Consider the following 15,247-nt stretch of genomic DNA (forward strand, 5'->3'; position numbering starts at 1 on the left):
TTGGTTCCTCTCTTCGTTGTCTGCAAGCACGTGTGCGCGTACGTCTGCGCGCCTGCACGCGCATGAGGGGGAAACGACCTCAGGCGTCGGCCTCCATGAGCAGGCCCCTGCGGATCTTTCCGCTGCCCGTCCGGGGCAGCTTGTCGACCCGTCGGATCACCGAAGGCACCTTCACCGCCATCAGCAGCTCCCGGGCCCTGCGGCGCAGCGCCGCGGCGTCGAACTCGTCGGCGCCGGCCTCGACGAAGGCCCACACCTGGCTCTCGCCCGCGGGCCCCGTCCGCCCCACCACGGCGCAGTCGCTCACGCCCGGCGCACCGCGCAGAACGCTCTCCACCTCGGCGGGGGAGACCTTGTTGCCGCCGATGTTGATGATCAGGTCGCTGCGGCCGGTCAGCCGCAGCCCGTCGTCGCCGAGCACCCCGAGGTCGCCGGTGGTGACCCAGCCGTCGGCGTCGGCCAGCGGCACCGGACGCCCCGCCTCCATCCGGACCGGGGACAGCCCGGGGAACTGGGCCGCGACCGGCGCCGGTTCGCCGCTGCCCGCCATCAGCCCCACGTCGGGCAGCGGGCGCCCGACGCAGCCGCCGCCACCCGCCGGGGTGAGGGTCAACTGGCCCAGCTCGGAGTTGCCGTAGTGGTCGTACACGGGCACGCCCGCGTCATGCCAGGCCGTGACGGCCTGGGCGGGGAGGGCGTCGCCCGCGCTGACGCACCGTTTCCAGCCGCCCGCACGCGGCACCTCGCCCCGCCCCCACCAGTCCAGGACCACCGGCACGCTCTGCAGGACGGTGGGCCGGTGCCGTTCGGCGAGGAGCGCGGCCCGCGCCGGAGTCAGGGGCCCGGGCGGCACCAGCTGGCAGGCGCCCGCCGACAGGACGGCGAGGGTGCCCGCCTCGATCGCGTAACTGTGCCCGAGCGGACTGGTGGTGAGGACGACATCATCCGGTGTGAGGCCGAACTCATCGGCGAACGCGGCGGAGTTGCGCAGCGTCCCCTGCCACTCGCGCGAGATCACCTTCGGCCGGCCGCTGGTGCCCGAGCTCGTCACCGCGAAGGACCAGCCGCCGTCGCCCGGCTCGGGCGGCCGCAGCGCGGTCACGAGCCCGTCGACGAGGCTCAGTTCGGCGCCGAAGTCGGTCAGCGCGGCCGAGCGCTCCGCGGCGCCCGTGCGTTCCTGCAGGACCAGTGTGGCCGCGTGCAGGGACGTCACCGCGGCGAAGTCGACCACCGAGTCCAGCGACGACGTCAGTACGACGCCGATCCGGACACCGGGGCGGACCCCGGCGTCACGCAACTCCCGCACACGCTCGACGACTTCGCGTTCCAGCTCGGCGTACGTCACCGACCGCCGGTGGTCGATGAGTGCGGGGCGGTCGCCCCGTCCGGCGCGGCGGTGCCCGGTCAGCACATCCACCAGGGTGTCGTCCACGGTCATCCCTCCTTGTGTGCCGTGCAGCGGTAGCCGTGCCGGCTGCCCGCCGCGGCCACGGTCACCGAGGGCTCGCCCCCGTCGCCGGTGAGGGCCGAGACGAGACCGGCCAGCGGGGCGGTGGCCCGCACATCGGCCGAACGCGCTTCGGACGGAGGGCACTTCTCCACGGCGTCGAGCCGCGCGAGCACGCGGGCGCCCCGCCGCCGCGCCCGCGCGGCGGACTCCAGGGCCACGAACGCCGCCCACCCGGGGAGGTGTTCGCTGCCGCACGCGCGGGCGGCGGCCGGACTGAGCAGTTCGTACGCACCGCACAGCACCGGGACGTCCGGCGCGATCCGGAGTCTGCGCTGCCCGACCGCCAGGGCCTGAAGCCCCGCACCGGCACCGAGCAGGGTGGCGCAGTGGCCGCGCAGCCGGTGGCGCAGGCAGATCAGGGATGTCACGCCGTGCGCGTTGAAGTACAGGAACGACTCCGGTGCCAGCGACGAGCGGGCACCCGAGTCGAGGCGGGCGCGGATGGTCTCCGCCACGTGCCCCGAGCCGTACACCGACCCGATGACGCAACTGACGTCACCCGCGTCGCCCGCGGCCACATCGGTCAGCGCCTGCCCCGCCACCTCGGTGATGCGCTCCGGGAGTTCCTGCGTCCACTTGTTCACGTCGCGCCAGCCGTCGGCGCCCTCGCCGTGCGCGCGCCACAGCTCCGAGGCGTCGACCTCGCCCGAGGACGCGGCGGTGATCACGAAGGTGTCGTCCATCAGGGCCTCCGGAGTACGAGCGCGGTGTTCATGCCGCCCAGACCGCAGGAGACGCTCAGCGCGGTCCGCAGCTCCGGCACGTGCCGCGGACCGTCTCCGAGGACCAGGTCGAGGTCGGCGCAGATCGGGTCCACCGGCTCGGCGCCCCAGGTGGGGGTGACGGCGCGATGGGTCAGGGACAGGACGCAGGCAAGCGCCTCGACGGCGCCCGCGCCGCCCTGCAAGTGCCAGAGCACGCCCTTGACGCTGTTGACCGGCACGGAGGACAGCCGCGGGCCGAACACCGCGCGCAGCGCCGTGACCTCAGCGGTGTCGCCGCGCCGCGTGCCCGGCCCGTGCGTGTTGACGAAGTCGACGTCGTCCGGTTCGAGGCCCGCGTCGGCCAGCGCGATCCGCACGGCCTGCTCGATGCCGTCCGCCCCCGGCGCCGCCAGGTGCCCGGTGGCATTGGTCAGCCCGCACCCCGCCAGCACGGCAAGCGGCTCGGCCGCGTCGTCGAGCGGTTCGAGCCGCAGCACCGCCGCCCCTTCGGACAGGCCGATGCCCCGGCGCTCGGTGCTGAACGGCCTGCACCCCTCCGGGCCCAGCGTGCGCAGCGAGTTGAGACCGAGGAAGGCCATGTCGGTGACGGCGTCGGCGCCGCCGACCACCGCGGCCGGCGCGTCGCCGACCGCCACCAGATCACGGGCGACCGCGATGGCGGCGGCGCCCGAGGCCGAGGCGTTGGCGACGGTGACGGCCTCGCCGCCCAGACCGGTCCGCTCCGCGCAGGCCGCGGCCAGGTCGCCCGCGAGGTGCCCCGGCACGGCGGGCACCACTCCGGGATCCGTCGTACCGAGGACGAGGGCCGTGCGGTCGCGCCCGCCGTCGTCGACACCGTCCAGGGCTTCCCGTACGGCCGACTCGGCGAGGTCGAGCGCGCGCCAGGCGCCGTCCGCGCCGGTGTGGCAGGGCACTTGACCCGCCGAGCCGAGAGTGGCGCCCTCGACGTCGAACTCCGTGATCGGCGGATGGTGCGCCCGGCCCGTGGCCAGCGCCTCCCACAGCGCGGAGACGCCGACGCCGCCCGGGCTGCACACGCCGAGCGCGGTGACGGCGACCGCGCCCCGTGCGCCGCTCATCGACGATCACCTCGGAACAGGGCCGTGGCCAGTGATTCGATGCTCGCCGACTCCAGGACCGCGTCGTCCGGCAGGACCACGCCCAGCTCCTGCTCCAGCTCGCCGACCACGGTGATGAGCAGCACCGAGTCGATACCGGCCGAGGACAGCGGCTCGGTGTCGGAGAGCCACGGCAGGCCGGGCTCCTCCTGCAGCCGGTCCGCGAGCTTGGCCCGCACCCGGGTCAGCATCGCCTCAAGCGTGTCCACTTCCATGTCACGCCACCTTCGCCGCGGCCCGGAACGCCTCGTCGCAGGCCGTCAGGGTGTGGTCGAGGTCCGCGTCGGTGGTGGCGGCGCAGATGAACCAGTGGTGGGTGGGGTGCAGCAGGACGCCGCGGCGAGTGGTCTCCCGGAAGAACGTGTCCTGCATCAGCCGGGCGCGGCCCGGATCGGGGTGCGTGAAGGTCAGGAACGGCATCTGCGGGACACCGCGCACCTCGGCCGGCACGCCGTGCCGCCGCACCAGCGCGTTCAGGCCGCTCTGCAGCCGTTCGCCGAGCCCGCGGACCCGCTTCAGGAGGACCCCGTCGGCCAGCTGGTCGATCGTCGCCACCGCCGCGGCCATCGCCACCGTGTTGGAGTAGAACGTCGACGAAATGTGCGTCCGGCCGACCATGGCCATCACGTCGGCCCGGCCGGTGAGCGCCGAGACCGCCCAGCCGTTCGCCATCGCCTTGCTGAACGTCGCGAGGTCGGCCCGCACACCGAACAGCTCCTGCGCGCCGCCGAGCGCCACCCGGAACCCGGAACGCATCTCGTCGAAGACCACCAACGCCCCGTGCTCGTGCGCCAGATCGACCGCGCCCTGGAGGAACCCGGGCTCCGGACTGTCGAGTTCGAACGGCATCAGGAGCAGGCAGGCCACCTCGCCGGGGTGGCGCAGGAAGACCTCCCGCAGACTGTCGAGGTCGTTGTACCGGAAGGAGTCGACCTGCGTCCGCACGGTGTCGGGGATGCCGCCGGGCCGCTGCGCCGCCCAGTCGTGCCATCCGTTGTAGCCCCAGCGCACGACACGGTCGCGGCCGGTGTACGCGCGGGAAAGCCGCACCGCGGCGCTGGTGGCGTCCGAGCCGGTCTTGAGCAGGAACACCCGCTCCGCGCCCGGGATGACGCGCACCAGCCGCTCGGCGAGCTCGATGTGCGTCCGCTTGCGGAGCGTGATCGAGAAGCCCTCCTCGATCTCCCGCTGTGCGGCCTCGGTGACCACCGGGTCCACGTGGCCGAGGATGATCGTGCCGTAGGCCAGGATGTAGTCGAGGTACTCGTTGCCGTCGGCGTCCCACACCCGGGCGCCCCGGGCCCGCTCGCCGTACACGGGGTAGGCCCCGTCCACCAGCCGGTCCCGCTCGATGACGTAGTCCTCCTCGGACAGCGTCGCGTCGACGAGCCGGCCGCGGGCGAGCAGCTTCGTCGAATTGTCGAGCCGGAGCTCTCCGGTCATGTCGGTCACGGCCTGCTCTCCTCTGTCGCTTGACGTCCTCGGTTCGCGCGCCTCACGGCGTGCGGGTTGTCCACCGCGTCCGCGGTCACAGGGTGATCGGCCCCGGCCGGGTGCCGCGCACGAGCTTGCCGGGCAGCGCGCCGGTCGCCGTGCCGTCCCGGAAGGTGACCTCGCCGGCGACGACCGTGACCGCGTAACCGTCCGCCTTCTGGATCAGCCGACCGCCGCCCGCGGGCAGGTCGTGGACGAACTCGGGGGCGCGCAGGCTCAGCCGGTCCAGGTCGATGACGTTGATGTCGGCCCGGTAGCCGGGGCGCAGCAGACCGCGGTCGCGCAGCCCGTAGAGCCGCGCGGGCTCCGAGGTCTGCTTCTTGACGATGAACTCCAGCGGCAGCCGCTCCCCGCGGCTGCGGTCGCGCGCCCAGTGCGTCAGCATCGACGTCGGCGTGCTGGCGTCGCAGATGAGCCTGCAGTGCGCCCCGGCGTCGCTGAGTCCGAGGACGGCCTGGGGGTGCAGCAGCATCTCGCGGATCGGGTCGAGCGTGTACTCCGAGTATCCGAGCAGCGGCCGGAAGATCATGCCGCTGGTCTCCTCGGAGGCCAGGAAGTCGTAGATCAGCGCTTCCGGGTTCTCGCCGGTCCGCCGGGCGAGGGCGTCGAAGGACTGGTCGGCCGCGGGCTCGTAGTCCGGCGCGTTCGAGTCCATCGGGAAGTGCCGCTCGTAGCCCTGCGGGAACAGCGCCGAACGGGGGTCGGCGTTCTCCGGGAGCTCGGCGAGGATCTTCTCCCGCAGCGCGGGGTCGCGCATCGCCACGCGCCGCTCGGCCGCGGGCAGATGGGCGATCCTCTTGTACGAGGGGCGCTTGTGGAAGGGGTGCGTCGAGTCGAGGCTGATGATGACGCTGAACGGCCGGCCCGCGACCTGCGGGTGCAGGTCCGCGCCGCCCGCCACCGCGTCCTCGGCGATCTGCAGGAGCTCGCGCCACCCGTCGGGGTCGTTGTCGTTCTGGAAGAGGCCGAAGGTGATGGGCCTGCCGACCGCCGCCGACAGCCTGCGCATCCACTTGATCTCGCCCAGCGGGTCGTCGACCTTCTCGCCGCCCGCCCCGAGCGGCACCAGCTGGAACACTCCGGTGCCCACCTCGCCGAGCACACCGCCGAGCGCGAACAGCTCGTCCTCGGCGGCGAAGGTGCCGGGCACCGGGACGCCGGTGATGGCGAGATGGGTGAGGGTGCGCGAGGTGGAGAAGCCGATGGCGCCCGCTTCGAGCCCCTCCCGCACGAGCGCGCACATCCGCCGCAGGTCGTCCTCGGTCGGCGCTTCGTTGTCGGCGCCGCGGTCGCCCATCACGTAGGCGCGCAGCGCGCCGTGCGGGACCTGCGCGGCGACGTCCATCACCCGGGGCACGCGCTCCACGGCGTCGAGGTACTCGGGGAAGGTCTCCCACTCCCAGGTGATCCCCTCGGACAGCGAGGCACCGGGGATGTCCTCGACGCCCTCCATGAGGCCGATCAGCCAGTCGTGACGGTCGGGGCGGGCGGGCGCGAACCCGACCCCGCAGTTGCCCATCACCACCGACGTGACACCGTGCCAGCAGCTCGGCGTGAGCTGGGGGTCCCAGCTGACCTGCCCGTCGAAGTGGGTGTGGATGTCGACGAAGCCCGGCGTGACGAGGAGGCCGCCGGCGTCGATCTCCTCGCGGCCGCGCCCGGTGACCCGGCCGACCTTGGTGATCACACCGTGGTCCACCGCGATGTCGGCCCTGCGGGCGGGGATGCCGGACCCGTCGCAGACCGAGCCGTTCCGAACAATCAGGTCGTGCACTGAGGTCAGGCCTCCTTCGTGTGGGGCGCGGGCCACTGGCCCGTCGGTGCGAAGAGCAGGTTCTGGTACGCGTAGCGGGTCTGCGGCCGGTGCGGCACGGGGGTGCCGCGGCGCAGCTCCCAGGGCTCGTATCCGGCGTCCATGAGGGTGTCGACGAGCTCCCGGCTGGACGGCGCGTCGGTCACGTCGAGGTCGCCGACCTCCAGGGAGATCACCGGCTGTCCGCTGGTGAGCAGGCCGCGCATGCCGGCCAGGACGTGGGCCTCGGCGCTCTCGGCGTCGATCTTCACGAAGTCGACGTGCAGGCCCTCGGCGCTCACGTGGTCGTCCAGGCTGACCGCCGTCACGGAGATCCGCTCGGACGGCACACGCCGGCGTACGACATCGGGCAGCCGCGCCTCGAACGCCGAGTTGTACGCGCTGTAGCCGAGGCCCCGGTCGAAGAACTCGAGCTCGTCCCGCTTCGACCAGACCGCCGCGGGCACCACCGTCACCTGGGGCAGGTGCCGGGCGTTGGTCCGCAGGACCGAGAGCGTGGAGGGCGTCGGCTCGAAGGAGACCACGCGGCCGCCGGGGCCGACCAGGGCGCCGGCCAGCATCGTGTAGTACCCGATGTGGGCGCCGACGTCGAGGACGGTCGAGCCGGGGCGCAGATGGGAGAGCAGGAACGCGGTGAGGTCGTAGTCCACGTATCCGTGGCGGTGAATGGATATGGAGACCTCCTCGGGCAGCGCGATCGCCATCCGCTGGCCCCAGAAGGTCCTCGCGGTCGAGGGACGGCCCTCGCCGCGGTGCCGCTGGGCCCGCAGGGTGCGCGTGCTCGGGAACGACGTGCGGACCGGGTGGCGCAGGCGGTGCGCGAGTCCGCGCACCCCTGCCGTGTGGGAGCGCCGGTCGAGTTCGGTCCGCCAGACGGCGCGGTCGGGTTTGGTCATGGCACAACCTGCTCCGGGTAGGGGCCCTGTGGGGGTCAGCGGGGGAGTACCGGTCGCGAGCGTTCGAAGGGGGCGCGGGAGTCGGTGAAGGGGATCGCGTTCCAGGTGTCCCGGCCGCCGGACCCGAGCTGCCCGAGCTCGGCGTCCACCATGATCTGGGCCAGGCGGTCCACCGGTGTGCGCGCCGTCCAGCCGAAGTCCTGACGGGCCTTGCTCGCGTCGCCCACCAGGGCGTCGACCTCCGTCGGGCGCACGTACGCCTCGTCGAAGCGGACGTGGTCGCGCCAGTCGAGTCCGACGTGGGCGAAGCAGTGCTGGGCGAACTCCCGCACGGTGGAGCCGACTCCGGTGGCGAGCACGTAGTCGTCGGGCTCGTCGAGCTGGAGCATGCGCCACATGCCCTCGACGTACTCGGGGGCGTAGCCCCAGTCACGGACGGCGTCGATGTTGCCGAGGTAGACGTACTCCTCGAGGCCGGTCTTGATGCGCGCCGCCGCACGGGCGATCTTGCGCGTCACGAACGTCTCGCCGCGCCGCGGGGACTCGTGGTTGAACAGGATGCCGTTGACCGCGAACATCCCGTGCGCCTCACGGTAGTTGCGGGTCATCCAGTAGCTGTAGACCTTCGCGGCACCGTACGGGCTGCGGGGGTGGAAGACAGTCTCCTCGCTCTGCGGCGGCGGTGTGGCGCCGAACATCTCCGAGGAGGAGGCCTGGTAGTAGCGGATGTCCGTGCCGGACATGAGGATCGCCTCGAGCAGCCGGGTGGTGCCCATCCCGGTGGTGTCACCGGTGTGTTCGGGCTCGTCGAAGCTCACCCGGACATGGGACTGCGCGGCCAAGTGGTAGACCTCGTCGGGCCGGATGCGCATCAGCAGCGTCACGAGGCGGCTCGCGTCGCCGATGTCGCCGTAGTGCAGGATCAGGCGCCGGCTCGCGTCGTGCGGATCACGGTAGATGTGGTCGAGCCTGCGGGTGTTGAAGGTGGAGCTGCGGCGAACGATGCCGTGGACTTCGTAGCCCTTCTCCAACAGCAGGTCGGCGAGGTAGGAACCGTCCTGACCCGTGATGCCGGTGATCAGTGCCCGCTTCACGCCGATCCTCTCCCTTCGAGAGGCACGAACCTGGGGTTGAACCTCTCGTGGACGTAGACCCGGCCCGCCTCGCCGCAGTCGATGACGTACTCCTTGCTCACGCAGTCGGACGGCGGACCGGCCAGCGGCCAGCTGCCGCGTGACACGGCGATCAGCTCCCGCTTCAGGGCCAGACCGGCCCTTTTCAGGTACGGGCCGAGGAGCTCCTCGGGAGGCGGTACGAGGCTGTCGCTGCCCCGCCCGGCGATCACGACCCGGTTCACGCTGATCACGGCCCGGTCCGACGTGAGGATGCGGGACTGGCGATCGACCACCAGAGTGCCCGGGGAGGCGCCCAGGATCCGGCATCCGATGCGCTCGACGCGTGCGGCGGGCACCTGGCGCTGGTGGTCGACCCGCACGCTCAACTGCTCACCCATGAGGGCGTCGAGCAGAACGGTCGTCGAACCGTCCGCGCACACGAGCATCCGCGTCTGCGGCGGAGCCGACGGGAATTCCTTCAGCTGCTCTGTCATTTCGAGACATTCAAAATCATGGCGCCCCTCGTCACTCTGGTCGAATCGAGCGGTCTGAATCGAGCGGTCTGAATCGAGCGATGGAATGCCTGCGCAATTCTTCGGGAATGTGCGTGCATTCACGAGGAATACGAAAAGAAGGCTATGAGGCGCCGAAGTGGTGGGTCAAGTGGTGTTCGACTGCACGAAGTTGTGCAGTCGAACACCGCCCTACTGCTGCTCCAGCCTCCTGGCGAACTCGTCCAGGTTGGACATGCAGACCCGCATGGCCTGCGCCGCGATCTCGGTGCAGTGCTCCGGGATGCTGCTCACGATCAGCTTGTGGTTCTGGTTGATCGCCGCGGTCAGCCGCAGCCACTGGACCAGGAGCCGGCCGGCCTCCGTGTGCCGGACGGACGGGTCGCGGGCCAGCAGCTCCAGCGTGCGGAGTGGCCCCGGACCGTCCCGGTGCGCGGGCGCGGGCCGCTGTGCCGGGGACTCCCGCGCGTCGTCCCGGGGCGCCGCGCGCCGGCGTACGTCATGGGCCGTCGACGGCGAGATGTTCGCGGCCCGCGCGATCTCCCGCAAAGACGCGTGCGGATTCTCTTTGAGGTACTGTTCCGCAATCCTTCGGTGCTCGTCGGGATTTATGGGCCGGGCCCGCCCGTCGACCCCGATCCGTTTCTGTCCGGCGCAGGCGGACGGGGATTGCTGCCGAATTTTGGTGACGGTCTGCTGGGCGAGTCCGGTGAGCTTCGAAAGGGCCCGGTCGGACATGGCGGGAAAGGCCTCGATGATGCGTCTAGCGGCGGCCCTGCGCTCCTCGCGGGTGAGAGGGAGGCCGTGCCGGGTATTGGCCTGGACGGCGAACAGGAACGCCTCGTCGTCGGTGCCGTGGAAGTAGCGGGCCCGGATGGTCGCGTCACCGCGTGCGGCCCGCGCGCGCAGCCGGTGCATGCCGTCGACGACCCGCAGGGAGCCTTCGTGTACGACGATGGGCTGCATCTCGTCGTCCAGCTCCGCCATCAGCCGCACATGGTGTGGGCTCTCGCCGTCGAGACGTGGGGAGTCCGCGGGCAGGAGTGATGCGATGGGCAGGGACACGCAGTCGTCACTGACGCGCTGCCGGAGCGCCAGGAAGTGATCGGCACGGGCATCGTCCCGAGTCGGGTCAGGAGCAGTCGACATGATCCCCCAAGTGGCGATGGAGTGTGTAGGGCCACTCGATCTCGGCGCGTACGAACGGCCTTTGGGCAACTCCACAAGCCTTCGTCAGTGATCCGGCGAGGGGCAAGTAGTTGCCTGGTTGCCCTATGTAGCGGGCAACTGGAACAACCCACACCGAACCAGAAGGGACGGGCCATGCCCCCAGCTCTCACACGTACCACCGTCGGCATCGTCGGCGCGGGCCCGGCGGGCCTCATGTTGTCGCACCTGCTGGCCCGCAGGGGCATCGACTCGACCGTGGTCGACAACCGCACCCGCGCCCGGATCGAGGCCACCGGCCGGGCGGGCATCCTGGAAGCCGACAGCGTCCGGCTGCTCACCGACACCGGGGTGTCCGACCGGGTGCTCCGCGACGGGCAACGGCACGACGGCATCGAGCTGCGCTTCGAAGGGGCCGGCCACCGCGTCGACTTCCAGGAGCTGGTCGGCGAGAGCGTATGGCTCTATCCGCAGACCGACGTGTTCGCCGACCTCGCCGACGCCCGCGAGCGCGACGGGGGAGACATACGCTTCGGCGTCACCGGCACCCGGGTGGCCGACCTGACGACGGACCACCCCGGCATCCTGTTCGACGACGCCGACGGGTGCTCCCAGGAGGTGCGCTGCGACGTCCTGGTCGGCGCCGACGGGTCGCACGGCGTGTGCCGGTCCGCGGTGCCCGAGGCCGCCCGCACGCACTTCTTCCGCGAGTACCCGTTCGCCTGGTTCGGCGTTCTCGTCGAGGCGCCGCCGAGCGCCGCCGAACTCGTCTACACCCACTCCGACCGCGGGTTCGCGCTCATCAGCCAGCGCACCGAGTCGGTACAGCGCATGTACTTCCAGTGCGACCCGGACGAGGACCCGGAAGCCTGGTCGGAAGACCGGATCTGGGCGGAACTGCAGGCTCGGGTGGCGGGCCCGGACGGCTTCTCCCTCAAGGAGGGCCCGGTGACCGACCGTTCGGTCCTGCGCTTCCGCAGTCTGGTGTGCGAGCCGATGCGCTACGGGAACATGCTGCTGGCCGGCGACGCCGCGCACACCGTCCCGCCCACCGGGGCGAAGGGCCTCAATCTCGCGCTGGCCGACGTGCGGGTGCTTGCGGAGGTGTTGGAGAGCGCCGTCGGGGCGGGCGACGGCGCCGCCCTCGACGCCTACGGACCGCGGGCGCTGCGCCGCGTCTGGCGGGCCCAGCACTTCTCCTACTGGATGACGTCGATGCTGCACAGACTGCCCGGCTCCACCGGCTTCGATGCGCGCCGCCAACTCGGGGAGCTGGCCTCAGTGGTGGAGTCCGCCGCCGGTTCGGCGTACCTCGCCGAGGCCTACACCGGATGGTCCGGGAGGTCCGTCCGCTGATCGCGGCCGACCGTCCGGCATACGCCTCCTGTCGTCCGCCGATGGTGGCGCGGTTCAACCGCCTGCCCGATTTGTCCAGTTGCAGGCTACACGCAGGCCGGGGGATCATCCGTACATGTGTGATCACCCTGGGTGGTTGAGCGATCGCAGCAGCCGATTGCCGCGCACGGCGGCATGGCCGCCGTCCATGGGGTCCCCGCAGGCCGGGACCTGCTGTGCGACCGCTGAGCCGGATGAGGACACACCGAACGGCAATGCATCGGTGTGCGCCCAGGGGCGTGGCCGCGGTGCCGCCGGCGCCGCACAGAGGGGAAACGTGTCGGACGAGACAGCGACCATGGCGACCGATGGCCAGTTACTGCAGCGACGCCGGAAGGAAGCCGGTCTCTCCCTGCTGCGGATGGCGGAGCTGGCCCACTACGACAAGGGCTATCTGTCCAAGGTCGAGAACGGCAGAAAGCCCATGAGCGCCGAGCTCGCCCAGGTCTGCGACGAGGTGCTCGGCACCGGAGGCGAACTCGCCGAGCGGGCCCAGGCCGCATCCAAGGGCCGGTGCGACGACCGGCCGCCCTTGGCCCAACTCCCCGCCGCGCCCCGCGGATTGTTCGGACGATCCGAGGCGTCGAACCGCCTGGAGAGACTGCTCCTCGGCCGCACCGGTATCCCCGGCAGGGTGCCCATGGTCTGCGTCGACGGGCTGCCGGGTGTCGGCAAGACGACCCTCGTCCTGCGGTGTGCCCACGCCGTGGCGAGCCAGTTCGCCGACGGTGCGCTGTTCGTGAACCTGCGCGGGGACGACAGCACCGGGGATCCGTTGGATTCCGGACAAGTGCTGAGCGGCTTCCTGCGGGCACTCGGCGTCCACTCGGACCGCATACCGGACGATCAGGAGGAGCGGTCCGCGATGTACCGCTCCCTCCTCTCGGGCCGGTCGGTCCTCGTCGTGCTGGACAACGCGGCGACCTCCGCCCAGGTCCAGCCGCTGCTGCCCGGGTCCGACGGCTGCGCGGTGCTGGTGACCAGCCGCAGACACCTCGCCGGGCTGCAGATCTCACCGGCCCCGGTGATGCGCCTGACGCTCGGCCCGCTCGCGCCCAGGGACGCGGCGGACCTGCTCCGGTCGGTGATCGGCGCGCCCCGGGCCGACGCGGAGCCGGACGCGCTGGCCAGCGTGGCGCTGCGCTGCGGCTATCTCCCCCTGGCCCTGCGGACCGCCGCCGTGTGGATCGCCGCCCACCCGCGCCTCGGCCTCGCCGAGTTCGACCGCCACCTGGAGGCGGACAGCAACTTCCTGGACCTGCTCGGCACCGCGGACGACGACATGCACGTCATCGTCCGCGGGGCACCGGAGAGGACGCGGCCCGCACGGCCGCATCCACAGCGGTTCAGCTGTTCAGGCTGTCTGTAGTTCGCGGATCACGGAAGTTCGCGGATCACGGATAGGAGACCACCGTCGACGGCACGGTCGACGTTCCCGACGTGGGCGCTCCCGTGTCGTTGATGACGTGCTCGTACTGGCCCTGGCCGCCGAGCGAGACGACCAGCAGGCCGTGGAACTTGACGCCCGCGGTCCGCGGCGCCGCGAAACCGTGGTCCTGGCGGATCGAGGGGTCCGAGGTGTAGTTGCAGTAGCTGCCCATGCCCCAGCCCTCGTGGGAGGTGACGGAACTGTCGACCTTGTAGGCGGCGAAGCCCTTGACGTTCCCGTCCTGGACGGTCGCCTGGTCGGGCGCGTCGTAGGCCTTCTCGTTCTGGAAGAAGATCGTGCGCCCGCGCTGGCCCGACCACTGCACGTCGTACTTGTTGAAGTGCTCGACGAACAGACCGGTCGCCAGGACGTCGTCTCCGTTGACGCGCACTCCGTAGTCCGCGCGGTTGGTCTCCCAGCCCACTCCGGCACCGTGGTCGGCGCGCCACACCCAGGTGTGGTCGATGATCGTGTGGCGGCTGTTGACCTCCATGCTGAGCGTGGCCTTGCCGGGCCCCGCGCCGCCGATCCTGATGAAGACGTCCTGGACGGAGATCGGATTCGCGGAGTGGTCGCGGGTGGAGCCCCGCGGCCCGACCTGCAACAGCACGGGTGAGTTGACCGGCCCGGCGTCGATGAGCAACCCGGCGAGCCGCACCCCGTCCACGTCGGCGACCTTCATCGCGGACGCGCCGCCCTCGGGCACGAGTGTGGCATAGCCGAGGCCGAGGACGACGGTGTTGGCGCGGTTCACCTCGATGGCCCGGTCGATGCGGTAAATGCCGGGCGTCAGCAGGAGGTTGAGGCCCTGGGCCAGGGCCTCGTTCATCGTCGCGGCGCTGGTGCCTGGCTTGGCGACGTAGAACTGGGTGAGCGGCAGGGACGTACCGCGCGGAGTGCCGTTTCCCCAGGTGGTTCCGCGTGCGTTGGTGCGCTTCTCGGGCAGGAACACCCTGTAGTCGGCGCCGTCCAGGTACAGGAAGGGCTTCTCGCGTGAGATCGGCGTGGTGTGGAGCGTGGTGTACGGGGGGTTCGGGAAGCTCTGCCCCGGCGCGCCCTCGACACCCGAGAACACCATGTTCCAGACCGCGTTGACCCAGCCTCCGACGGAACTGTCCCGGGTGTACCACTGCTGCTGGGAGTAGGGGCCGACGCTGCCGTCGATCCTGCTGTCGGCGATGTAGCCGCCGCTGGCCCAGCCGTAGCCGTTGGGCGCTAGGTTGAGGCCGCCCCTGATGTGCATCCGGCGGAACGGTGCCGCCTGCGCCACCGCCCACCGGTTGGTGCCGTTGACCGGGGTGAGGGCGAGGTTCTCCGCCGAACGCCAGAAGTTCTGGGTCGCGTTGCCGTTGAACCAGCCGGCGTCGACCGTCACGTCACCGTTGATGGACGTGTCGTCGGGGGAGAGGCCGAGGCCCGCGATCGAGGTGTAGAAGCCGAGTTGGGCGTTGAGTCCGTGGTACGTGCCCGGCCTGAACAGCAGCGCGTAGCGCCCGCTGCCGAACTGCGCGCTCTCCTGCTGGCGGAAGATCTCGTCGAGTCTCGCCTGGATGCCGGAGGTGGAGGGCGAGAAGACGATCACGTTGGGGCCGAGGTCGCCGCCGCCGGGCAGCGCGGCGGCCGGGGTACGCGCCGACGCGGGGCCGGCCGTGGACGCGAGGCCGACGGCGGCGGCCGACGCGGCCATCGCGCCCAGAACGGTGCGGCGTGTGGGGGAAGTCGGTGAAGCCGGTGAAGCCGGGGAGCTTGGGGAGCTCGGGGAGGTGGGCATGGGGGCTCTCCTGTTTCAGGAAGTGAACGATCAGGGGCCGGGGGAGCGCTCTCTTGACCGGGAATAGTTCATCCGCGTGAAGAACGAGTCAAGAGGTAGCTCTGAAGTTGCCGGCGTCGACGCTGATGAGGCATCAAGCCGACGTCCCCGCAAGCCAGTTGCCTCCCCGAGTTGCCTTCCCGCCCGCTGCCGCGCAGGCAGTGCGGCGGCGCGGAACGCGGGAGCGCGGAGCGTTCACTTTCTATTGACACGCTCACGCCGAGGCCGCAACACTCCGGCAGCGGGAGAGCGCTCTCCCAGAG

General features: G+C 71.4%; 13 protein-coding genes. 2 read left to right on the top strand and 11 right to left on the bottom strand.

Annotation, left to right across the window (positions count from 1 at the left end; all coding sequences use genetic code 11):
* Positions 1 to 79: 79 nt before the first annotated feature.
* The 10 genes from AB0N81_RS34925 to AB0N81_RS34970 form a co-directional block, all read right to left on the bottom strand.
* The gene (locus AB0N81_RS34925) at positions 80 to 1,438 is read right to left on the bottom strand and encodes a class I adenylate-forming enzyme family protein (protein ID WP_365365620.1); all 1,359 of its coding nucleotides are present in this window, start codon (positions 1,436 to 1,438) and stop codon (positions 80 to 82) included.
* Entirely contained in the window at positions 1,435 to 2,193 is a 759-nt protein-coding gene (locus tag AB0N81_RS34930; RefSeq protein ID WP_365365622.1) for a 3-oxoacyl-ACP synthase, read from the bottom strand. Before AB0N81_RS34930 ends, AB0N81_RS34925 begins: the two co-directional genes overlap by 4 nt.
* On the bottom strand, positions 2,193 to 3,314 hold the full coding sequence (locus AB0N81_RS34935; RefSeq protein ID WP_365365624.1) for a beta-ketoacyl synthase N-terminal-like domain-containing protein: 1,122 nt from the start codon (positions 3,312 to 3,314) through the stop codon (positions 2,193 to 2,195). Before AB0N81_RS34935 ends, AB0N81_RS34930 begins: the two co-directional genes overlap by 1 nt.
* A complete protein-coding gene (locus tag AB0N81_RS34940) occupies positions 3,311 to 3,568 on the bottom strand; it encodes an acyl carrier protein (protein WP_365365626.1) in 258 nt (85 codons plus the stop codon). Before AB0N81_RS34940 ends, AB0N81_RS34935 begins: the two co-directional genes overlap by 4 nt.
* A gap of 1 nt (position 3,569) precedes the next feature.
* Positions 3,570 to 4,796: an aminotransferase class III-fold pyridoxal phosphate-dependent enzyme gene (locus AB0N81_RS34945; RefSeq protein WP_365365755.1), complete on the bottom strand. Its 1,227-nt coding sequence runs from the start codon at positions 4,794 to 4,796 to the stop codon at positions 3,570 to 3,572.
* A gap of 85 nt (positions 4,797 to 4,881) precedes the next feature.
* Positions 4,882 to 6,621 carry an amidohydrolase family protein gene (locus tag AB0N81_RS34950; protein ID WP_365365628.1) on the bottom strand — a complete coding sequence of 580 codons (1,740 nt, stop codon included), beginning with the start codon at positions 6,619 to 6,621 and terminating at the stop codon, positions 4,882 to 4,884.
* Between the two features lie 5 nt (positions 6,622 to 6,626).
* Positions 6,627 to 7,556: an FkbM family methyltransferase gene (locus AB0N81_RS34955; RefSeq protein ID WP_365365630.1), complete on the bottom strand. Its 930-nt coding sequence runs from the start codon at positions 7,554 to 7,556 to the stop codon at positions 6,627 to 6,629.
* A gap of 35 nt (positions 7,557 to 7,591) precedes the next feature.
* Complete coding sequence (gene gmd, locus AB0N81_RS34960) at positions 7,592 to 8,656, bottom strand: GDP-mannose 4,6-dehydratase (RefSeq protein WP_365365757.1); 1,065 nt, start codon at positions 8,654 to 8,656, stop codon at positions 7,592 to 7,594.
* On the bottom strand, positions 8,647 to 9,165 hold the full coding sequence (locus AB0N81_RS34965) for a hypothetical protein (protein ID WP_365365769.1): 519 nt from the start codon (positions 9,163 to 9,165) through the stop codon (positions 8,647 to 8,649). The genes gmd and AB0N81_RS34965 overlap by 10 nt, the downstream gene beginning before the upstream one ends.
* A 210-nt stretch (positions 9,166 to 9,375) precedes the next feature.
* Complete coding sequence (locus tag AB0N81_RS34970; RefSeq protein ID WP_365365632.1) at positions 9,376 to 10,332, bottom strand: streptomycin biosynthesis protein; 957 nt, start codon at positions 10,330 to 10,332, stop codon at positions 9,376 to 9,378.
* 174 nt (positions 10,333 to 10,506) lie between these two features.
* On the opposite strand from AB0N81_RS34970, the gene AB0N81_RS34975 reads away from it, so the two are divergent.
* Together AB0N81_RS34975 and AB0N81_RS34980 are read left to right on the top strand one after the other, a co-directional pair.
* The gene (locus AB0N81_RS34975; protein WP_365365634.1) at positions 10,507 to 11,706 is read left to right on the top strand and encodes a 4-hydroxybenzoate 3-monooxygenase; all 1,200 of its coding nucleotides are present in this window, start codon (positions 10,507 to 10,509) and stop codon (positions 11,704 to 11,706) included.
* A 337-nt stretch (positions 11,707 to 12,043) separates the two neighbouring features.
* Positions 12,044 to 13,114, top strand: a complete 1,071-nt coding sequence (locus tag AB0N81_RS34980) for a helix-turn-helix domain-containing protein (RefSeq protein ID WP_365365636.1) — start codon at positions 12,044 to 12,046, stop codon at positions 13,112 to 13,114.
* A gap of 25 nt (positions 13,115 to 13,139) precedes the next feature.
* On the opposite strand, the gene AB0N81_RS34985 is transcribed toward AB0N81_RS34980, so the two are convergent.
* Positions 13,140 to 14,945 (bottom strand): coagulation factor 5/8 type domain-containing protein, encoded by a 1,806-nt coding sequence (locus tag AB0N81_RS34985; RefSeq protein ID WP_365365638.1) that lies wholly within the window; start codon positions 14,943 to 14,945, stop codon positions 13,140 to 13,142.
* Positions 14,946 to 15,247: the final 302 nt, after the last annotated feature.

Origin of the sequence: Streptomyces sp. NPDC093510 (genome assembly GCF_040683555.1) — a bacterium.
Classification (GTDB): domain Bacteria; phylum Actinomycetota; class Actinomycetes; order Streptomycetales; family Streptomycetaceae; genus Streptomyces.